Origin of the sequence: Williamsia sp. CHRR-6 (genome assembly GCF_018474015.1) — a bacterium.
Lineage (GTDB): Bacteria > Actinomycetota > Actinomycetes > Mycobacteriales > Mycobacteriaceae > Williamsia_A.
Window position 1 is genome coordinate 433,534 of the sequence record NZ_JAHCSG010000003.1, and the last position, 20,020, is coordinate 453,553.

At 65.8% G+C, this 20,020-nt stretch carries 22 protein-coding genes and 1 pseudogene; 6 read left to right on the plus strand and 17 right to left on the minus strand.

Annotated elements, in window-relative coordinates; translation table 11 throughout:
• Positions 1 to 305 precede the first annotated feature (305 nt).
• Together KIK15_RS10830 and KIK15_RS10835 are read right to left on the minus strand one after the other, a co-directional pair.
• Positions 306 to 824 carry a hypothetical protein gene (locus KIK15_RS10830; protein ID WP_214244277.1) on the minus strand — a complete coding sequence of 173 codons (519 nt, stop codon included), beginning with the start codon at positions 822 to 824 and terminating at the stop codon, positions 306 to 308.
• A gap of 39 nt (positions 825 to 863) precedes the next feature.
• Complete coding sequence (locus KIK15_RS10835; protein WP_214244279.1) at positions 864 to 1,817, minus strand: hypothetical protein; 954 nt, start codon at positions 1,815 to 1,817, stop codon at positions 864 to 866.
• A 98-nt stretch (positions 1,818 to 1,915) separates the two neighbouring features.
• Between KIK15_RS10835 and KIK15_RS10840 the strand changes: the two genes are divergently transcribed.
• A complete protein-coding gene (locus tag KIK15_RS10840) occupies positions 1,916 to 2,248 on the plus strand; it encodes a hypothetical protein (RefSeq protein WP_214244280.1) in 333 nt (110 codons plus the stop codon).
• Between the two features lie 8 nt (positions 2,249 to 2,256).
• Here KIK15_RS10840 and KIK15_RS10845 read toward each other — a convergent pair whose 3' ends face one another.
• From KIK15_RS10845 to KIK15_RS10855, 3 genes are read right to left on the minus strand one after another with little or no spacing between them, the layout of a single operon-like run.
• On the minus strand, positions 2,257 to 2,649 hold the full coding sequence (locus KIK15_RS10845) for an ankyrin repeat domain-containing protein (RefSeq protein ID WP_214244282.1): 393 nt from the start codon (positions 2,647 to 2,649) through the stop codon (positions 2,257 to 2,259).
• Positions 2,650 to 2,695: 46 nt separating this feature from the next.
• Positions 2,696 to 3,460 (minus strand): SDR family NAD(P)-dependent oxidoreductase, encoded by a 765-nt coding sequence (locus KIK15_RS10850; RefSeq protein WP_214244284.1) that lies wholly within the window; start codon positions 3,458 to 3,460, stop codon positions 2,696 to 2,698.
• A 50-nt stretch (positions 3,461 to 3,510) separates the two neighbouring features.
• On the minus strand, positions 3,511 to 4,656 hold the full coding sequence (locus KIK15_RS10855) for an acyl-CoA dehydrogenase family protein (protein ID WP_214244286.1): 1,146 nt from the start codon (positions 4,654 to 4,656) through the stop codon (positions 3,511 to 3,513).
• A gap of 227 nt (positions 4,657 to 4,883) precedes the next feature.
• Here KIK15_RS10855 and KIK15_RS10860 point away from each other — a divergent pair, with 227 nt between their 5' ends.
• Positions 4,884 to 5,096 (plus strand): molybdopterin-binding protein, encoded by a 213-nt coding sequence (locus KIK15_RS10860; protein ID WP_214244288.1) that lies wholly within the window; start codon positions 4,884 to 4,886, stop codon positions 5,094 to 5,096.
• Between the two features lie 94 nt (positions 5,097 to 5,190).
• On the opposite strand, the gene KIK15_RS10865 is transcribed toward KIK15_RS10860, so the two are convergent.
• Together KIK15_RS10865 and KIK15_RS10870 are read right to left on the minus strand one after the other, a co-directional pair.
• Positions 5,191 to 6,996, minus strand: a complete 1,806-nt coding sequence (locus KIK15_RS10865; RefSeq protein ID WP_250324438.1) for an MFS transporter — start codon at positions 6,994 to 6,996, stop codon at positions 5,191 to 5,193.
• A 59-nt stretch (positions 6,997 to 7,055) separates the two neighbouring features.
• Positions 7,056 to 7,532 carry a MarR family winged helix-turn-helix transcriptional regulator gene (locus KIK15_RS10870; protein ID WP_214244292.1) on the minus strand — a complete coding sequence of 159 codons (477 nt, stop codon included), beginning with the start codon at positions 7,530 to 7,532 and terminating at the stop codon, positions 7,056 to 7,058.
• Positions 7,533 to 7,702: 170 nt separating this feature from the next.
• On the opposite strand from KIK15_RS10870, the gene KIK15_RS10875 reads away from it, so the two are divergent.
• Both KIK15_RS10875 and KIK15_RS10880 read left to right on the plus strand, forming a co-directional pair.
• Complete coding sequence (locus KIK15_RS10875; RefSeq protein WP_214244294.1) at positions 7,703 to 8,644, plus strand: alpha/beta hydrolase family protein; 942 nt, start codon at positions 7,703 to 7,705, stop codon at positions 8,642 to 8,644.
• A 128-nt stretch (positions 8,645 to 8,772) separates the two neighbouring features.
• A complete protein-coding gene (locus KIK15_RS10880; RefSeq protein ID WP_214244295.1) occupies positions 8,773 to 10,020 on the plus strand; it encodes an APC family permease in 1,248 nt (415 codons plus the stop codon).
• Between the two features lies 1 nt (position 10,021).
• Here KIK15_RS10880 and KIK15_RS10885 read toward each other — a convergent pair whose 3' ends face one another.
• The 10 genes and pseudogenes from KIK15_RS10885 to KIK15_RS10930 all read right to left on the minus strand — a co-directional run bounded on the left by KIK15_RS10885 (position 10,022) and on the right by KIK15_RS10930 (position 17,416).
• The gene (locus tag KIK15_RS10885) at positions 10,022 to 11,500 is read right to left on the minus strand and encodes an SDR family oxidoreductase (protein ID WP_214244296.1); all 1,479 of its coding nucleotides are present in this window, start codon (positions 11,498 to 11,500) and stop codon (positions 10,022 to 10,024) included.
• A gap of 171 nt (positions 11,501 to 11,671) precedes the next feature.
• Complete coding sequence (locus KIK15_RS10890) at positions 11,672 to 12,460, minus strand: putative protein N(5)-glutamine methyltransferase (protein ID WP_214244298.1); 789 nt, start codon at positions 12,458 to 12,460, stop codon at positions 11,672 to 11,674.
• Positions 12,457 to 13,305 (minus strand): glycosyltransferase, encoded by an 849-nt coding sequence (locus KIK15_RS10895; RefSeq protein WP_214244300.1) that lies wholly within the window; start codon positions 13,303 to 13,305, stop codon positions 12,457 to 12,459. The genes KIK15_RS10890 and KIK15_RS10895 overlap by 4 nt, the downstream gene beginning before the upstream one ends.
• Positions 13,306 to 13,407: 102 nt before the next feature.
• Positions 13,408 to 13,668 carry a hypothetical protein gene (locus tag KIK15_RS10900; RefSeq protein WP_214244302.1) on the minus strand — a complete coding sequence of 87 codons (261 nt, stop codon included), beginning with the start codon at positions 13,666 to 13,668 and terminating at the stop codon, positions 13,408 to 13,410.
• Positions 13,669 to 13,687: 19 nt separating this feature from the next.
• Positions 13,688 to 14,263 carry an HNH endonuclease family protein gene (locus KIK15_RS10905; protein WP_307851834.1) on the minus strand — a complete coding sequence of 192 codons (576 nt, stop codon included), beginning with the start codon at positions 14,261 to 14,263 and terminating at the stop codon, positions 13,688 to 13,690.
• 192 nt (positions 14,264 to 14,455) lie between these two features.
• A complete protein-coding gene (locus KIK15_RS10910) occupies positions 14,456 to 14,917 on the minus strand; it encodes an ArsI/CadI family heavy metal resistance metalloenzyme (RefSeq protein ID WP_214244304.1) in 462 nt (153 codons plus the stop codon).
• A 19-nt stretch (positions 14,918 to 14,936) separates the two neighbouring features.
• A pseudogene (locus KIK15_RS10915) lies at positions 14,937 to 15,157 on the minus strand (hypothetical protein).
• 70 nt (positions 15,158 to 15,227) lie between these two features.
• The gene (gene arsB, locus KIK15_RS10920) at positions 15,228 to 16,340 is read right to left on the minus strand and encodes an ACR3 family arsenite efflux transporter (protein ID WP_214244306.1); all 1,113 of its coding nucleotides are present in this window, start codon (positions 16,338 to 16,340) and stop codon (positions 15,228 to 15,230) included.
• A complete protein-coding gene (locus tag KIK15_RS10925; protein ID WP_214244308.1) occupies positions 16,337 to 16,702 on the minus strand; it encodes a helix-turn-helix transcriptional regulator in 366 nt (121 codons plus the stop codon). The genes arsB and KIK15_RS10925 overlap by 4 nt, the downstream gene beginning before the upstream one ends.
• A 120-nt stretch (positions 16,703 to 16,822) precedes the next feature.
• Positions 16,823 to 17,416 (minus strand): hypothetical protein, encoded by a 594-nt coding sequence (locus KIK15_RS10930; protein ID WP_214244309.1) that lies wholly within the window; start codon positions 17,414 to 17,416, stop codon positions 16,823 to 16,825.
• A gap of 187 nt (positions 17,417 to 17,603) precedes the next feature.
• On the opposite strand from KIK15_RS10930, the gene KIK15_RS10935 reads away from it, so the two are divergent.
• Together KIK15_RS10935 and KIK15_RS18770 are read left to right on the plus strand one after the other, a co-directional pair.
• Complete coding sequence (locus KIK15_RS10935) at positions 17,604 to 18,308, plus strand: response regulator transcription factor (protein WP_307851835.1); 705 nt, start codon at positions 17,604 to 17,606, stop codon at positions 18,306 to 18,308.
• The gene (locus tag KIK15_RS18770; protein ID WP_214244311.1) at positions 18,305 to 19,780 is read left to right on the plus strand and encodes a HAMP domain-containing sensor histidine kinase; all 1,476 of its coding nucleotides are present in this window, start codon (positions 18,305 to 18,307) and stop codon (positions 19,778 to 19,780) included. Before KIK15_RS10935 ends, KIK15_RS18770 begins: the two co-directional genes overlap by 4 nt.
• The last annotated feature ends 240 nt before the right edge of the window (positions 19,781 to 20,020 follow it).

The window sequence follows — 20,020 nt, forward strand, 5'->3', positions numbered from 1 at the left end:
GGCTGGCTACGCCACCAGACAGGGCGCGCGATCTCAACTGAGTCGGAACGGATCGTCAACCTCGGGCGTGCTGGGATCGCAAAGGAGATCGAGTACGTGAGACAACCCAACGCAATCGGGACTCCCGCCCACAGGCCAGCAACAACGAAGGCGCTGACAAGTGCGATGAAGATCGAGCCAGTGACCCCCGCTAGGAGTACCGATGGTGATCGGATCGCGGTACGGCCATAGTTCGTCCACCGCACACGTACCTTTTCCGCGAATGGCGAAATCTTTCGAGATCTACCCACTTAGAACACCTCCCGTCAATCGGACTGGCGCTTCAAGAGAACGTTGTCAGCGGAATGAAAGTGATATTGCGTCGCAGTGACCGCCAACTGTATGACAGCGAGCCCATGCGGATTTTCCTCTACTATCGTATGGGTATTGGATGCCAGCATTCCTTCGGGAGAGGATAACGTGCCTAGATGAATCAGACCGTGAGCATTATTCGGGTCGATAAGCGTTTCGCGACGGCTCCAAGATGGAACGGATGATCCTGTGTCAGAAATGTAATCAAGAATATCGGGAAGTCTAGTCCCAGGAGCGTCGATAAGCCATGCAACCGCGAAGGCGACAGATCTGAATTGAATTCCCGCGTTCAACTCTCTACGTTCGCTGACGTCAAATTCTCTCGGGTCCGACCAGATGTCGCCTGACTTCAGGATACCGAGCGTGTTGGACAAATGTAACCAGCCGTGGGGAAGCGAGGTGACTCCGAACCCGAGTTCTTCGATGTGCGCGACAACCTCAACTCGCTTGATGCGCGTTGCATCGATTTTCATCGATTCACCTTCGATCGCCATGCGGCAGCGACTCACGGTTCAGTCCCACAGTTGCCCCACGAATTTCGTCGTCGCCAACGCGGCAAATCCACCGACAACAGCGCCTACGACTACGCCAGCAGCAGTGGCCACGCCTGGCGCTGGAACGAAAGTTCCCAGCACCGCACCAGTACCTGCACCAGAGGCCATTCCGGCTGCGATTCCCGCTACGGCACCAGCGCCCTCCTTTGTTGTGGCTTCCAAAAATCCATCACCCTTTCCCATGTCTGAAATGATCGAAGGCACAGTCATCGCGACGGTTCCGATCACGCCAACGCGATTGACCGGGATGAATCTATGTAGATCGTCAAGCCATGCGAGAGTCTTGCTACCTGAACCCTTGAGAAGCTCTTTTCCAAACTCGGTCAGCATGTCCGTTTGCACTGACTTCAAGACCCCAACAGCATATCCAGCAGCGTCTGCGCCATTGATCGACCACACACTATCCTTCGTATGCGGCGCGAGCTTGCCCAGTGCAATTGCGAGAGACTTATCAGTTGCCTCTGCCTTCTCTATCAACTTCGCAATCCTATTACCAATTTGCCCTATTGCGATGTCTAGTTCGGCGATTCTCTCGTCGTTCAGACCACCCGTTGTGGGCGCGATGTGCACCGTACTGGTTTCACCAATTATCTCCAAGCCAGCAGCCTCAGCATCTACGCGAATCGCAGCCAACTCCCGATGTAATTCATCAATCGCATCCTTCGCAGATGCGGATGCGCCACCTACAATCAAGAGACCACTCAAGAATTTGTCGGCATCGCTCTTCAATTTTCGGAACTTGCCCGCAGCGGCATCTGCGGCATCCCCTCGCCACGTCTCGAAGACCGGAAGGCGGTCGAGATCATCGGTCTCGTCACTGAACAACTTGCTCAGATCCTTGCATGCATCGGCCACCGCACCCACTGCAACGGCGTCCCACCTGGCGATATCGGAAATCTGCAGCGAGGCCATGCTCGACTCCACTCGCACACTCATACCGTACCGACTGCCGGTGACCGATCGGGGTCAGTGTAGCGATGGCTCCCAACGAACCCAACTGGAAGGCCACAGTGACTGACAAACCCAAGAAGCCGCTGCTGGTGGATGTAGCCGAGCTTCGGCTTGCCGCACATCAGGTTGCGATCAAGGCCACCATGGCGGCGGGTGCTGCGGAAAAGGGATTCAACGCCATAGAGTCACACGAAGCAGGCTGGATTGGCGACTCCAAGAAGGCACTGGTCACGGCCGTGAAGGAGCTTCGATCACATTCCGGAAAGCTTACCGGCGAATTGACGAAGGACTCCCACTTGATGGTCGCGGCAGCGAACAAGTACTCAGGAACCGAAGCTAGTAACTCCGCACACAACAGGTCAGCAGCGTCTGGCCTGAATCTCGAGCACTGACTCCTGCGTCAATACGGCGCGAAGATGGCCTTGAGCTCGCCGCTGAACAGACTGTCCACGATCGACTGCGGCGTGCGCTGAAAGACGTTGCGGTGCCGCGGATCGGCCCCATGCTGCAACAACAACCGCGCGATCGCCCGGCCGTCGTCGGTCGCGGTGAACACCGCATTCCACAGCGGGGTGTTGCCGTCGTCGTTCTGAGCATCCACGTGCGCACCCGACGCGAGCAGCTCTGCTGCTGCGGCCAGGTTGCCCTCCCGCGCCGCGAGGTGCAGCGGCGTGGACAGGTTGGCGTCACGAACGTTGGCGTCGTCGCCGGACTCGATCAATGAGCGCACGAGCTGCGCGGTGCCGTCCATCGCGGCGAAGTGCAACTCGCTACGCCCGAGCTGGTCTGTCATGGAGTCCTCTCGCGGACTGCGCCACCGAGCTGGGGTGCCCGAGCGGTCAATTGATGGTGACGCCGCCGTCGACGACCACGGTCTGCCCAGTCACGTATCCGCCGGCGGGCGAGGCCAGCCACACCGCGGTGGCCGCCAGCTCAGCCGGATCGCCGCCACGGCCCAACACCTGGCGGGGCTGTTGGGACTCCATGTAGCCGTCCTTGTACTGCTGGGTCATCTCCGACTCGAAGAATCCCGGTGCGATTGCGTTGACGCGGATACCTTTTCGTGTGCCCCACTGTTGGGCGAGGTCGCGGGTCAGACCGATCACACCGGCCTTGCTCGCGGCGTAGGCGGCCTGCGGCAACCCGGCGGTGGTCAACCCCAGGATGCTGGAGATGTTGACGATCGCACTGCCCGGCTGCATCACTTTGCCCACAGCCTGTGCAGCCCAATAACTTCCGTTGAGGTTGATGTCGATCACCGCACGGAACTGCTCGGGGGTCTCCCGGGTGGCGGGGTAGGCGGTCCCGACACCTGCATTGTTGATCAACACGTCCACGCGCCCGAACTCGGCCATGGCGGCATCGACCATCGTCTGCACCGCAACGGGATCGGCGACATCGGTGGCCACCGACAGTGGTGTGGCCCCGGCCGCGCGGACCAACTCCGCGGTCGACTCGAGTTTGTCGACGCGGCGCGCCGCCAGCACCACCCCCGCTGCACCCGCCTCGGCGAACCCCTTCGCGAACGCGACACCCAAGCCGGCCGAGGCCCCCGTCACGATGACCACCTTGCCGTCGAGACGGAACATGTCCAGAACTGCCATCAGGTACTCCTTTGTAGCTGCTGATCGAAAAGGGTTGCCGTGCAGAGAGATCAGAACCCGAGATCGCGCCCGATGATCTCTTTCATGATCTCGTTGGACCCGGCCCAGATGCGGGTCACGCGCGCGTCCTTCCACGCCTGGGCGATGCGGTACTCGTTCATGTAGCCGTACCCGCCGTGCAACTGCAGGCAGGTGTCGAGGATGGTGTTCTGGATCTCGGCGGTCCACCACTTGGCCTTGGCGGCGTCGGTGGCCGAGAGTTCACCGTCGGCGTGGGCGTCCACGCAGGCGTCGACGAAGGCCTGGGTCACGTCGATCTTGGTGGCCACCTCGGCGATGGTGAACTTGTTGAACTGGAACGATCCGATTGCCTGACCGAACGCCTTGCGATCGCTCACGTACGTCAGCGTCTCGGCGAACAATGCCTTGGCGTGGGCCAGGTTCGACACCGCGCAGTTGAGTCGCTCCTGCGGCAAGAAGGTCATCATGTGGATGAAGCCGCGGTCCACCTCACCGATGACGTTGTGCGCCGGCACCCGGACGTCTTCGAAGAACAGCTCTGCCGTGTCGGATTCGGGCTGTCCGATCTTGTCGAGCTTGCGTCCCCGTTCGAATCCGGGCATCCCCTTCTCGACGGCGAACAGGGTGATGCCCTTGGCCTTCTTGTCCGGCGAGGTCTTGACCGCCACCACCACCAGGTCGGCGTTGTAGCCGTTGGTGATGAAGGTCTTCGAGCCGTTGATGACCCAGTCGGTGCCCTCCTGGCGGGCAGTGGTCTTGATGCCGGCCAGATCCGATCCGGCGGCGGGCTCGGTCATGCCGATGGCGGTGACGATGTCGCCGGTGCAGAACCCCGGTAGCCAGCGCGAGCGCTGTTCCTCGGTGGTCAGCTCGGTCAGGTAGGGGGCCACGATGTCGACGTGGATGCCGAACGCCGACGGGATGGCGGCGCTGACCCCGGAGAGCACCTCGGTGAGCATCGCGTTGAACCGGTAGTCGCCGGCCTCGGAGCCGCCGTAGACCTCGGGGATCTCCAAGCCCAGGAACCCCGACTCCCCGGCCCGCTTCCAGACCTCACGGTCGATGAACCGTTGCTCGATGATCGCCTGGTGTCGGGGCTTGACGTAGCGGTCGACGAACTCGGTGACCGATTCGCCGAACGCCAGGTGGTCGGGGCCGTACAGGGTCCTGCGCATCACGTACTCCAGGTGCGGTGATCCGGCCGAAGCCGTGGGTTGTCTCCCCCATGGTCCGTGACAACACCCGGTGAGCGCGACGCGGGGTGGTGCCCGTCGGGCGACGATGCTGCGACCCGCACGCGCGGCACCGCGGCGGCGACCCGTTCGCGGCTGCGTTCCTGCTGGCAGGCGCGGTGGCCGGTCGTTACCGTGGCGCTCGACGTTCCCGACGAAAGGCATGTGCCATGCGACTGTCCACCCGCAACCAACTCTCCGGCGAGATCATCGAGGTCAACCTGGGCTCGGTGATGGCGACGGTGAAGGTGAAACTCGACGGGGGCGAGCAGACCGTCGTCTCGTCCATCACCAAGGAAGCCGTCGAGGACCTGGGGTTGACCGTGGGACAGAAGGCCACCGTGCTGGTGAAGTCGACCGAGGTGACCATCGGCGTCGAATAGCGGCCCGGGTTCGCTGCTGAAAACTGCTTCCAGCCAGAGCTCCGGGGGACCATTCCCCCCATCCATCGCCACAGGGCAGTTTTCGGCAGCCGGGTCAGGTGCGACGGGGTTGATCGGTTTCGGTGCGCTCCACATCGACGCCCACCGAGAGACCCGCTGAGGCCGCCACCAGTTCCTCGCCGACGGTCTCGGTGTGCGGTGACCGCAGGGTCTGCGCTCGGTCTTTTCCGGTGAACAGCGACGCGATGGCCGCGATCAAGCAGCACACGATGGCGAAGGTGAAGGCTGCGTTGAGCCCGTCGGCGAACGGCTCGGAGATCAAGTGCGGGAAGAACTTCAGCCCGGTCAGATTTTCCTGGGCGCTCGCCGGCAGTCCGTTGATCTGCCCACCGAGCAGTTCCTTGACCGGGTTGTAGCCGAGAAACGCCGCGAACAAGACCGCCACCGTCGGCAGGTTCGAGACCTCAGAGGCACTGCTCGCTGACACCCCGTTGGCGGTCAACCCGCCCTGCAAAGCGGCGGGTAGGTGCGTGCTCAACCCGGCGATCAACAGGCTGAAGAACACACCGATCGACAGGACCATCGCGGCGTTCTGGAAAGTCGTCATCATGCCTGCACCCGACCCGCGTGCGTGGGCGGGCAGGCTGTTCATCACCTCGGCACGGTTGGGCGACATGAACAGCCCCATGCCGACGCCGTTGATCAGCAGGATGATCGCGAACACCGGGTAGGCGAAGTCGACCGGGATGGCGATCAACGCGAAGAATGTGCCCGCGGTGATCAACGATCCGATGGTGGTGAAGTACTTGGTGCCCAGGCGATCGGACAACATACCCGACACCGGCGCCGTCAACAGGAACCCGATGGTGATGGGCACCATGTAGATTCCGGCCCACAGCGGCGTGCGGGAATAGTCGTATCCGTGCTGCGGCAACCAGATCCCCTGCAGCCAGATGATCAGGATGAACTGCAGACCGCCTCGGCCGATGTTGGCGGCGAAGTTGGCGATGTTGCCGAACAGGAACGAACTGTTGTTGAACAACGACAGATCGAACAGCGGGTTGGCCACTCGGGTCTCCACCACTGCGAACACGACGAGCAGTGCCGCACCTCCGATGAGACAGAACAGCACAAACGGCCGACCCCACGCCATCTGCGAATCTTTGTAGGGGGCAATGGCATAGGTGATGCCCACCAGGATCCCGACCAGACCCAGGCCGAAGGTGAGGTTGCCCCACCAGTCCATCGTCGACTTACGGCGAACACCGGTGTCGTGCAGCTTCAGATAGGCCCAGACCGTTCCCACCAGCCCGAAGGGCACCGACACCAGGAAGATCAGGTGCCAGTTGATGGGCGCCAACACGCCCCCGATCAGCAGACCCAGGAACGACCCCCCGATGGCGGCCACGCCGTTGATGCCCAGCGCCAGTCCGCGCTGCTCGGGCGGGAACGCATCGGTGAGGATGGCCGAGGAGTTGGCCATCAGGAACGCCCCGCCGATGCCCTGCACCACGCGCCAACCGATGAGCCACAACGCGGCCGCGGTTCCGTCGAACCACGTGATGGCCAGGAACACCGACGACACGGTGAAGATGAGGAAGCCGATGTTGTACATCCGCGCCCGGCCGAACATGTCCCCGAGGCGACCGAAGCTGACCACCAGCACCGCGGTGACCACCAGGAACCCGGTCATCATCCACAACAGGTAGCTGGTGTTCTCCGGCTTCAACGGGTTGAGGTTGATGCCCTTGAAGATGTCGGGCAGCGCGATCAACACGATCGAGGAGTTGATGGTGGCGATCAACAGCCCAAGGGTGGTGTTGGACAACGCGATCCACTTGTAGTGCGGTCCCAGCTCAGCCGCGGTCGGCGCCTGGCGGCGGGGTGTTCGAAGCGACATGAGTGCCATTGGCTGACTTTCGTGATCGGTGGGTGGTGTGTGCGGTGATGTGGGAGGGCTCACGGTGGAAGACGTGGGGAGCGGGCATCCTTGGTGATGACCTCGGCCAGCAGCACCAGCGACCGCTCTGCGGCCGCCCGATCGGCCGGATCGAGTTGAGCCAGCGCCTCTTCCATCAACTTCACCCGGGCCGAGGTGGTCCCGTTGACCAGATCGATGCCCTCGTCGGTGGGGGTCAGCAGGCTGGCGCGGCGGTCATTGGGGTCGGCCTCGCGCACCACCAGGGCGTTGCGCTCGAGAATGGCCACGATCCGCGACATCGTCGGCACCGCGACGCCTTCGCGTTGGGCAAGCTCCGACATCCGCATCGGATGCTGATTGACCAGCGTCCACAGGGCTGAGGTGGACCCCATGCTCAGCGTGGGCGCTCCGGCCTGGCTTCGCAGGGCCCGCAGGATCCGGGCGATGGACGTGTACGCCAGCGATGCCGACTGCTCGGCGTGGTCGAAGAACGGCAACGCGGTCACCTCCGTCATGCCGGACTGGGCGCGGCCCGTCCGACATTAGTTGCATAGCGCTAACTAAAGCAACTGGGGTCTGGCCTGCACTGGGAACGCTGCAGTCCCGGTTCTCAGGTCGGCCTCACGGTTATCGGACTGTTACTGTGCTCGAGACGTTGACCCGTGAGAACAAAAGGACCCGATCAATGCCGATTCGAACGCTGCGGACACGCATCGCTGCGGGCCTGGTCGCCGCCGCCTGCACCGCAGGGCTGACCACCGCGGTCACCGCCGCACCGGCCCAGGCCCAGAACTTCACCACCGGCGTCTACTCCGCGGCCATGAAGCGCACCATCCCGGTCAAGATCCTGCGCGCGGCCAACGGCAGCAACAACGCGCCCACCCTGTACCTGCTCGACGGCCTGCGCGCCCCGAACGACAACAGTGGCTGGCTGATCAACACCGACGTCGTCTCGTTCTTCGCCAACAAGAACGTCAACGTGGTGCTGCCGTTCGGCGGCGCAGGCACCTTCTACACCGACTGGCAGCGCCCGGATCCAAAACTGGGGTGGCCCAAGTGGGAAAGCTTCCTGACCCGCGAACTGCCCGCCGTGATGAAGGCGAAGTACGGCAGCGACGGCGTGCGCAACGCGATCGCCGGCCTGTCGATGTCGGGCACCTCGGCGCTCAACCTGGCCACCCGCCACCCCAACCTCTACCGCGGCGTCGCCTCGTTCAGTGGCTACCCACTGACCAGCCAGCCCGGGTTCGCCCAAGGCATCGGCGTGGCCGTCAGCCAGATCGGTGGCGACGTGAACAACATGTGGGGCGTGTGGCCCGGCGGCAGTTGGCTGGCCAACGACCCCGGTCTCAACGCAGCTCGACTGCGCGGCAAGCGGGTCTACATCTCCTCGGGGTCCGGCGGCTCGAACATCGACCCCACCAAGGAACCCACCAAGTTCGCCCAACTGGTGCCGCTGGAGGTCGCTGCCTCGATCGCCAGCCAGCAGTACGTGGGGGTCTTGCGGATCAACGGCATCAACCCCGTGGTGCACATCACCGCCAAGGGCGTCCACTTCTGGGTCGACTGGCAGAACCGGCTCCACGAAGCCTGGTTCTCCACGCTCGGGCCCTCCATCGGCGCCTGATCCGGTACAGCAGACCGACGTTCGCCCCGGCGACACGATGACATCTTCGTCGCGTCGACCGGGGCGTACTCGTCTAGGGCCCACCCGCTCTGACGACCTGACTCAGGCTTGGTCATGACAGGAACCCGATGACGAATCTGGCACGACGCCTGTCCACCGGCGATGCGGTCGTCATCGGGCTGGGCTCGATGATCGGTGCGGGAGTGTTCGCCGTCTTCGCCCCTGCCGCCGACGTCGCCGGGACCGCCCTGCTGATCGGCCTGGCCATCGCTGCGGTGGTGGCGTTCTGCAACGCGACCGCCTCGGCACAGCTGGCCGCGCAATACCCCGAATCCGGCGGCACCTACGTGTACGGCCGCGAGCGACTGGGCGAGTGGGCCGGGTTCCTGGCCGGCTGGACCTTCGTCATCGGCAAGACGGCCAGCTGCGCGGCCATGGCCCTGACCGCGGTGACCTATCTGGTCCCCGACGCCGCCGCGCGACCGGTGGCCGTGATGGCGGTGGTGACGCTGACCGTGGTCAACTGCTTTGGCATCACCCGGACCGCCACCCTCACCCGCGTCATCGTGACGGTGGTGCTGGCGGTGTTGGTGCTGGTGGTGGTGGCCGGTCTGCTGGCCGGACCCCTCCCACACCCCGCACACCCGACCCACGACGTGGGTGCCTATGCAGTCCTGCAGTCAGCAGGACTGCTGTTCTTCGCCTTCGCCGGATACGCCCGCATCGCCACCCTCGGTGAGGAGGTGCGCGATCCGGCCCGTGCCATCCCTCGTGCGATCGTGGTGGCGTTGGGGATGACGTTGGTGGTCTACACGGTGATCGCGGTGACCGCGTTGTGGGTACTGGGTCCCGACGCGCTGGCCCGATCCAGCGCCCCGCTGGTCGATGTGGCCACCGCGGGCGGCGCCGACGCGCTGGCCCCGATCGTGCGGGTCGGGGCCGGGCTGGCCGCGCTCGGAGCGTTGCTGGCGTTGATCGCCGGGGTTGGTCGCACCACCTTGGCGATGGCCCGCACCGGTGATCTGCCCCCGGTCCTGGCTGCGGTGAATCCGCGTCATCAGGTGCCTCACCGCGCCGAGATCACCGTCGCAGTGGTGGTCTGCGTCCTGGTGGTGACGGTAGATCTTCGTGCCGCCATCGGGTTCTCGTCGTTCGGCGTGCTGCTGTACTACCTGGTGGCCAACCTGGCCGCGTTCACCCAGCAACAACCGAACCGCCGCTATCCGCGGGTGCTGCAGGTGATCGGCGCGGCGGGCTGCGTGTTGTTGGTGGCCACACTGCCCACCTCGGCCATCGTGGCCGGCAGCATCGTGGTGGCCGTAGGCGTGGGCTGGCGACTGGCCACCCGATCGCTGCGCGCACGCCGGACCGGCTGACTCACCCGACCGGATCTCTTTGCTTCTCAGCCTCTTTCACGATGTTGCGGACCATGGTGGCGAACACCAGTCGATGCAGCGGCAGCTGGCCGTACCAGTAGGCCAGACCCGCCAGCCCGCGCGCGTAGAACACGGTGCGCTGCTGCAGCCGCGACCCCGCTGCGGTAGGCACCACCGTCAGCTCCAACCAGGCGGTACCCGGCATCTTCGTCTCGGCCCGTAGCCGCAACATCTTTCCCGGTTCGATGGCCTCCACGCGCCACCAGTCCAGTGGCTGTCCGACGGCCGGCCCGCCGGGCGACTTGCGTTTGCGCAGCCCCGGTCCACCCACCACCTGATCGATCGCGGCGCGGGCGGTCCAACCGAATGGCAGGGAGTACCAACCGTTTTCGCCACCGATCTGTTCGATGACGCGCCACAGCGCTGCCGCCGACGCCGTGGTGTCCTGCGAGCGGTTCTCGGTGAACACGTCCTCCCCGGCCCACGGCGGGTCCGATGGCAGCGGTTCGGCCGGCGACACGGTGGCCTCGGCGTTGTTCCAGCTCTTGTCGGTGTCGGCGCGTTTCACCCGATCCAGCGCGGCCGTCAAAGCCTCACGGTAGGTTTGCAATCCACCCTCGGGCGGTGCGATGACGCCGTCGATGTCGTGTTCAGACATCACCGCGTCACACGCCAGCGACTCGATCAGCGGACGCGCCAGCCCACCGGGCACCGGGGTGACCGTGGACACCCACCGGCTGGCCAGGCTGGGGGTGAGGAACGGCAACACCACCATCTGACGCTTACGCAGTCCGGCCGCCTCGGCGTAGATCTGCATCATCTCGCCGTACTCGAACACGTTGGGGCCACCGATGTCCCAGGTGCGGTTGCGTTCGGGGAGTTCACATGTCGCCGCCTCCACCAGGTAGTGGAGGGTGTCGCGGATGGAGATCGGCTGAATCTTGTTGTGCACCCAGCGTGGCGTGGTCATCACCGGTAGTCGGTCGGTGAGGTGGCGGATCAACTCGAACGACGCCGAGCCGTTGCCGATGACCACCCCGGCCTGCAGGACCATGGTCGCGATGCCCGAGGCCATCAGGATCTCCCCCACCTCCACCCGGGAGGTGAGGTGATCGGACAGTTCGACTCCCTGCGGGTGTAGGCCGCTCAGATAGACGATGCGCGCCACCCCGGCCTCGCGGGCCGCCAACGCCACGTTGGTCGCCGACGCGCGTTCCTCGGCCATGAAATCCTCGGACAACCCCATGGAATGGACGAGGTGGTACACCACATCTGCTCCGGCGAACGCGGCGTCGAGTGACGCACGATCGGACAGGTCACCGCGAACCACCCGCCCGGGCGTCGCCCACGGGGCAGCGGCCAGCTTCTCGGGGGTGCGGGCGATGGCGCGCACCTGGTGTCCGCGAGCGATGAGCCGGGGCGCCAGGCGTCCTCCGATGTATCCGGTCGCGCCGGTGACCACGCACGTCAGACCACTCATCGAACCACCTTCGTCTGGTCGGGAACCCGGCCGTGGCGCCACCTGCTCCGGCGTCACCTGCGACTCTACGGACCGAGCGGCCCGGTGGTCGGCCGGTTGCGCCGACTGTTACGCGGTTGCCGCGGCCCATCACGATTGCGTGTCGACCCACCGCGGGTAGTGATGGCGAGTTCACCGACGGCGGGCGCGGACGACGGTGGCGTCGATGGCGGGATCGGTCTGCACCGTGGCCACCAGACCGGCGGCGTGCATCGCCGCGATGAGCAGCGGCACCTGACGCAGCGACGTCTCGATGGCCAGGTGGCCGCCGGGTGCCAGCCAGTCCGCGGCCTGCGAGATGATCCGCCGGGCGATCGCGGTGCCGTCGACGCCGCCGTCGAGGGCTGTGTGCGGTTCGTGATCGCGCGCTTCGGTGGGCATCAGCGCGATCTCGTCGGTGGGCACGTACGGGGCGTTGGCACACATCACATCCACCGCGCCGCGCACGTGTGGCGGCAGCGGGTCGAGGAGGTCTCCGATCAATCCCGTCGCCCCGGACACGTTGCGTTGCGCGCATTCGACGGCCCGAGAATCGATGTCCACCAGCCAGATCTGCGCATCGGGATGGTGCTGCGCCAGGACCGCCGACACTGCGCCGGCGCCACAACACAATTCGACGATCATCGGGGACCGCGACGAGACCTGCGCAATCAGATCGACCCCCACCTGAGCCAGCAACTCGGTGCGGCGGCGCGGGACGAACACGGTCGGATCGACGGCGATGCGCAGACCGCAGAAGTCCACCCAGCCGAGGATGTGTTCCAGCGGTTCGCCGGCCGCGCGACGCGCCACCACCTCGTGCAACTCGGCCTCGGAGGTCGCGTGTCGGTGCAGCAGCCGAGCCTCGTCTTCGGCGAACACACAGCCCGCCGCACGTAGCGCGGCCACGGTCAGCAGGTGCGCATCCTCGCCCGAGGTCACCGCGCCCGGTCGGCGGCAGTCCGTGTTCCGTTGGCCAACTGATCGAGTTCGTCGGCCGTCAGGGTGGGTTTCACCGACGGATCGGCGAGCGAGGACTTGGGTGGCAGATCGATGGTGACGACCGGGACCATGGTGCGCTCGCGCCAGGCCTTGAGGCCGCCGGTCTTGCGCATACCGTTCAGGACACCACCAGCGGCGGACAGCAGGTACCGCTTGAGCCCGATCTCGGCCTCGACGGTCTTGCGGCCCAGGTGGTTCATGTAGGACAGCTCGGAGACGTAGATCGAGAAGCCGGCCTCCATCACCCGATGGCCCAGGTCCCGGTCCGCACCCCACGAGTAGGTGCCGAACAGTCGTGTCTCCAGCTCACCGACAGCCAGCCAGGCCTCGTAGGTGAGGATGAATCCGGTGCCGTCGTAGAGCTCGACTCGACGCACCTTCGGCACCGGCTGATAGTCCGCAGCCGGGCCCAGATAGTCGCCCTTCTGAACCTGGGTCACATCGTCATACATCGGCACCACGATGCCTGCGTCGTCGGGCAGGCGCGGGTCCAGCAACCCGTCGATGAACCCGGGTGAGAGACGGGTGTCGTTGTTCAGACTCATCACCAGCGGGTAGCCCTCGGAGAAGCCCAAGCGGAAGCCGAAGTTCGATCCCCCGGCCCAGCCGAGGTTCTTCCCAGGCCGCACCACCCGCTCGGTGGACGTCGTCGAGTAGTCACCTCGGTTGTCGATGACCACCACATCGAAGTCGCGATTGTCCTGTTTGTCCAGGTCAGCGATGACGTCTCGGGTAAAATCATGTTGACCGAAAACCGGGATACAGACCAGCAAACGTGGTTTCACGGCCGAACCGTACCAAGCTGCAGGGGCCGACGAGAACCTAGAACGGACACGCGACGCACCTGTGGCCCGATTGTCATCTGCTCGACCCACACCGGTCGGCGCTCACCCGCGCAGGCGGGTCACGACAGCGTCATGGAACGCTGCCAGGTCGCCATCCGACGCCAGCGGACGGGCCACATCACTGACGGTGTACCACTCTGCAGCGCCCTCGTAGCGCACCCGGACCCGACCCACACCGTCGGCGTCGCGGCGGCTGGCCAGCTCGACCGACCCGGTGATCACCCCCACCTCGTCGGTCATCACACCGCCCGCACCGGCGGTGACGACGGTGCTCAACTCCGGCTCCGGAGCATCTGCGATCACTGTGCATCTCCCATCACGATCAACATCCATCCAGGATGGACGAGAGCCGGTCGTACTCCGACTGCTGCAGGGTCAGATCCCACGCGAACTTCGAACCAACCCACATCCGCGCGTAGGTGCAGCGATACGACGACACCGGTGGCAGCCATGTCGACGGATCCTGGTCGCCTTTGGAGCGGTTGGAGCTGGCCGACACCGCGATCAGCTGGGCGTGGGTGAGGTCGTTGGCGAAAGACTGCCGGCGGGCGGTGGTCCACTCGGCCGCTCCCGAACGCCAGGCCTCAGCCAGGGGCACGATGTGATCGACATCGACGTCGGCTGCGGCGGCCAGAGTCACCCCGTCATACGGCGAGCGCCAGCTCCCGGCGGTGGGATAGCAGTCAGTGCCCACGCTGACACCGGTGCCGTCTCGTTTGAGCACGGTCTCGCGGGTGTCACATGCACCGAACTGCGTGATCCAGTGCGGGAACTCGGCACGCGAGTATCCCGTCATCGACCCCTCGGGTGCGATGGTGAGTTGGTCGAGTTCGCTGCGAGCGGTGGCCGCCGACGGGATGGCCGGCGGTGTCGCCGAGGCGATCGGTGTACTGATCACCTCGACCGTGACCACCGCTACGGCGGCGAGAAGCGTTGCTGCACAACTACGTCTGAAGTTCAGTGGTCGACAACTGTTGCGGGCTTTGATGATCACGCCTTCCGATCCGGGTCCCCACCCCACGGCTGACGCTATGGGGTGGGGGTGGCCGGGACGTGACCGCCATCTGAAGGTTGGGCGACTCGATGGGGGTCAGCAGCAGGCTGTCGGCCGGGGCTGCGTGGAGTGCGTGGTTGCGGTGGTGTCGTCGGGCCGGGGGGTCAGTGCCGGCGAGTTGGAGCCACAGGTGTCCGAATCAGCCAGCACGGTGTAGATCTCCCACCTCTCCTCGGCAGGGCCGGTCACCCACACCTTGTCCTGGGTGGCAAAGCAGCAGGTGGTGTTGATCTCTTCGTCGGTGAACAGTCCGGCGTCGCCGAGTCGGGCGATCTCGCGGTGCACGACGTCGCTGTCGGCGACCTCGACGCCGAGGTGGTTGATGGTGCCGCCCTTGCCCGGGTTCTCGATGAGGACGAGTTTCAGTGGTGGGTCGGCGACAGCGAAGTTGGCGTAGCCGGGTTTCACCTTCGCCGGGATGGTGTCGAACAGGGTGGTGTAGAAGGCGATGGCGGTGTCGAGATCATCGACGTTGAGTGCGAGTTGCATTCGCGACATGGCGTGGTGTCCTTGCTGATCAATGGTGCGCGGTGGTCTGCTGGCTGCGCAGTCGGATGACGAGGTCGTCGACGCGGCGGCTGATGTCGTCGCGGATCAGTCGCATGCGATCGGTTCCTTCGATGCCACGCCGGGATGGTTCGTCGGTGTCCCGGCGGCGGCTCGCATGAGTCCGGCGGCCATCTGCGATTTGCCGCCGTTCTTCACACACACGAACAGCACCGACGGCGTGTTCGCCATCGTGGCCGAGTCCTCCGGACTGCGGCTGGGCAGGGCTGGGCTGGGCTGGGCTGGGGGTGATGGTCTGACATCACTGTTGCTCGGCGACGGCGACGGCGGTGGGCGGGGACCCCGGTCTGGTGGTGAACTTCCTGCGCAGCGCCAGCGATACGTACACCAGGCCGACGAGAACAGGAACCTCGATGAGCGGCCCGACGACGCCGGCAAGCGCTTGTCCCGAGGTCGCGCCATAGGTGGCGATGGCGACAGCGATCGCGAGCTCGAAATTGTTGCCCGCAGCGGTGAACGCGAGTGTCGTAGTGCGTTCGTAGCTCAACCCCATCACCCAGCCCAGAAGGAATCCGCCACCCCACATGACCGCGAAGTAGATCAACAGCGGCACCGCGATGCGCACGACGTCGAGCGGCTTGGAGGTGATCTCCTTGCCCTGCAACGCGAACAGGATGACGATGGTGAACAGAAGTCCGTACAACGCCCAGGGGCCGATACGTGGCAGGAAACGCTGCTCGTACCAGTCGCGGCCGCGGGCACGCTCACCGAGGCGGCGCGACAGGAAGCCCGCTACGAGCGGGATTCCCAGGAACACCAGCACCGACGTGGCGATCTGCCACGGCGAGGTGGCGATCGTGGTCTGCTGCAGACCCAGCCAGCCCGGCAGCACCGAGAGGTAGAACCAGCCCAGCACAGCGAACATGACGACCTGGAAGACGGAGTTGATCGCGACGAGGACTGCGGCAGCTTCGGTGTCACCGCAGGCCAGGTCATTCCAGATGATGACCATGGCGATGCAGCGGGCGAGACCGACGATGATCAACCCGGTCCGATACTCCGGCAGGTCCGGCAGCAGCAGCCAGGCGAGGGCAAACATCAACGCGGGCCCGACAATCCAGTTCAACACCAGCGATGAGGCCAACATCCGACGGTCGCCGGTGACCGAGTCGAGGCGGTCGTAGCGGACCTTGGCCAGCACCGGGTACATCATCACCAACAGCCCGATCGCGATCGGCAGCGAGACCCCGTCTACCGAGATCGCTGACAGCGCGTCATCGAGCCCGGGCACGGCTGCGCCCAGCCCCAGTCCCGCGGCCATCGCCACACCGATCCACACCGGCAGGAACCGGTCGAGCGTGGAGAGTTTGCCCACCACCCCGCCAGTGGGCTCTGTGGTGTCGGTGGCGCTCATGCGGTGACCAGCCCGGTGTCGCCGGCCCCGAGGCTCGAGGCCTCGAGCACAGATGAGAGCTGCTGCAGGGCGCCAGGAATGACCCAGTAGTACACCCAGGTGCCGCGGCGCTCGCAGTCCAACAGACCAGCGGACCGCAGCACCTTCAGATGATGAGAGATGGTGGGCTGTGACAGGTCGAACGACGGCGAGATGTCACAGACACAGGCTTCACCGCCCTCGTGGCTGGCGACCAGGCTCAGCAACCGCAGGCGCACCGGATCCGCCAACGCCTTGAACATCGCCGCCAGGTCCGTCGCCCACTCCGACGACAAGGGTTCACGCACCAGCGGTGAGCAACATCCGCTCTTCAAATTCGACATGCGTCTATATTGACAGATACCGAATCAGAGATCAACGGTTGCCGCCGCCATCGGGCGGCCACCCCCGACGGCGGGCCGCCGTCACAGGCTCGCGCAACACCGGGGGCGACGACCGGTGGACTAGCCGGTTCGGGTGGGGGCCTGCGGAGCAGTGCCCTGCGGTGTTTGACCCTGCCCCTGTTGCGGAGCCTGCTGACCCTGACCCGGTTGCGGCGGAGCCTGATTCGGCCGACCACCGGGACCGGTTCGATCCCGCATCCCGCCGGGGCCGCACATACCGGCTCGGTCCCCGTCACGATCGGCACGCCCGCCACGCTGGTCGTCGGGGTCGGCGCCCTCGCCGATCCCCGGTCCACCGCGCCCGTCCATCTGCCGCGACATCGCCGCGTTGTCCACGCGGTCGTTGCCCGCCCTGTCCTCGTCTACCGGGTTGGCCAGGAACAGCGCCGACGTGATGGCGGCGGCGATCACAGCTGCCCCCACACCTACCCCGGCCAGCGGCACCCACGGCCGTGACCGCGCCGCCTGTGCGAGCCGGGCGCGCCGTGAGGTGGGCGCGGGTGCGGACTGGGGGGGTGCGGTCTGGGGGGGTGCGGTCTGGGCGTACGGGTTGGGTTCGTCGACCGGGTCGGGCACCGGCCGACCGTCGCCGATCGGTGCGGTGGGTCGCTCATCGGGGGCATCGGATCCCGACGGTGTGGTGTTCTCGCTCATCTCGCTCCTGCTCATCTCACTGGTGGTCTGCACACCCACACCTGCCCGATGGGGTGTGCCAGGTGCCCTGATCTGACTCGGGGACCTGCACACGACGGTGCGGGGCGAACCTGAACTGGCCCTGAAATCGGTGCGCTGACGGTCAAGCTTCAGCGCGGCTTCAGGTCGATGACGACAATCTGTAGATGTGAGCACAGCTGCGCGTCCCACCGACTTCTCCACCGCGCCCCGAGTGCTGGTGGTAGAAGACTCCGATGCCATCCGGGAGCCGGTGGTGGCCGCCTTCGCCGACGCCGGGTTCATCTCCTACGGGGCGGCCGCGGGCACCGAGTTGGAGAGCATGGTGGTTGGCCGTCGACCTGATCTGGTGATCTTGGACGTGATGCTGCCCGGCGGCCGCGACGGCTTCGAATTGATCGAGGTGATCCGTGCACGCTGCGACGCCGGGATCATCATGATGACCGCACGCGATGCCATCGACGATCGGCTACGCGGATTGCGTGCTGGCGCCGATGACTACGTGGTGAAACCGTTTGCTCTCGACGAGTTGATCGCCCGCGGGCAGGCGGTGTTGCGGCGCCGCCACGGAACCGGGTCGGCGGTGGCCGTCGGCGACCTGCTGGTCGACTCCGATGCAGGCACCGTCACCCGGGGTGGGGTGCAGTTGGACGTGACCGCCACCGAGCTGCGCCTGGCGCAGTTCCTGGTGGCCCAGCGGGGTCGGACCGTCACCAAACCGCAGATCCTGCAGGCGGTCTGGGGGTACGACGCCTATGACGTGAACCTGGTGGAGGTGCATGTCAGTGCGTTGCGTCGCAAGATGGAAGCACACGGCCCGCGGATGATCCACACCGTGCGTGGGCTGGGCTACAGCCTGCGGGTCGACGTGTGAACACGACGCTGCGGCTGCGCTTTGGGCCTGCCCACCGGGCCGCTGACGCAACACCCACCCCATCGCTGCGTCGGCGCGTACTGGTGACCGTGGTGGTCTCGTTCGTGGTGCTCCTGGTGGTGGTGGGCGTATCGGTCGACATCGCGTTGGGCCATCAGCTGCGCAGTGACCTGTCCTCGAGGTTGTCCGATCGCGCAGATCGTTCCCGCACCCTGACCGACGCGGGATACACACCGCAGCAACTGGTCTCGGCATTGCAGGGCAACGGGATCGCGGTGCGGGTACGCACCGCCGAGGGGACGACCTACGGGTCGGTGCCCACCCTGGAAGACCAGCCCGACCCGCCGTCGGCACCCGACGGGCGCGCGAAACCCGATGTGATGGGTCCACCCGATCGCACCGGGCCACCGGTCGGCCCCGGCGATCACGGGCCAGGCGACATGACCCCCGGCAGCCATGGGCGCATGGCCGCGCGCGCGCCCACCGACTCGCTGATCCTCACCCGGCGACTGCCCGACGGCTCGGTGCTGACGCTGGTGGGTGACACCTCCGCCATCTCCGAGGTGCGGCGCGCGCTGCGCTTGTTGATGGGAGGTGCAGGTGTGGTGACGGTCGTCGTCGCCGCATTCGCCCTGGCGCTGGCCGTGCGGCGGGCGCTGCGACCGCTGGACTCGATGGTGGCGGTGGCACGCGACATCACCGCCGGTGACCGCGGTCGGCGCGTGCACCCCACCGACCCCGGCACCGAACTGGGGCGGGCGGCTCAGTCGATGGACGAGATGCTCGACGCGTTGGAGCGGGCCGAGTCGGAGACCAAACGGTTTCTGGCCGACGCTGCCCACGAACTACGCACCCCCATCGCCGGGCTGTCGGCGGTGGCCGAACAGTTGGGGCGTGACGGTCGCAGCCACCCTGAACGCATCGGACGCTGGACGGAGTTGATGCTCGCCGAGGCTCGCACGGCCGGACGGCTGGTGGAGGAGCTGTTGGACATGGCCCGCATCGACGCCGATCCCGGCCTGTCGATCGAGTCGGCCGACCTGGTCGCGGTCGTCGGCGACGCAGTGGAACGGGGCCGCCTGCGCCACCCGCACACGCAGATCGAGTTGCGTGCCCCCACCCGTCTACCGGTCGACCTCGACGCCGGGCGCATCGGGCAGGTGCTGTCGAACCTGATCGACAACGCCGCCCGCGTCTGCCCACCCGACCAGCCGATCGAGGTCGCGGTGACTGCCATCGACAGCGTGGCGCAGGTGACGGTGACCGATGCCGGGCCGGGGGTGCCGGTCGCCGACCGCGAGCGGATCTTCGACCGCTTGGTGCGGCTCGAGGCGTCGCGGTCCACCCCGGGAGCGGGCCTGGGTCTGTCGATCGCCCGCGCCCTGGTCCGCGCGCACGGTGGTGACCTGCGCTGCGTCGACCACACCCCGGGGGCTCGGTTCGTGCTGACGTTGCCGATGAAGCCTGGCTAGGTGACGTGTCGAGACGTGGTCAGCGCAGCGGGCGGGCAGCCCGCGCCTTGCTCATCAGTCCCGACAGCGCGGGCATCACGACGGGTGTCACCCCGAGTGTGAGAGTGATGCTCGATGCTGACGTCGTGGACAGCAGCGCCTGTGCCCAGAAAGCAAACCAGCGCCACACCCAGTGCCATCTTCACCCGGAAATCCGTGAGCCTGGGGCGGCGGCAGGGATCTCACCTGCGGTCACACATC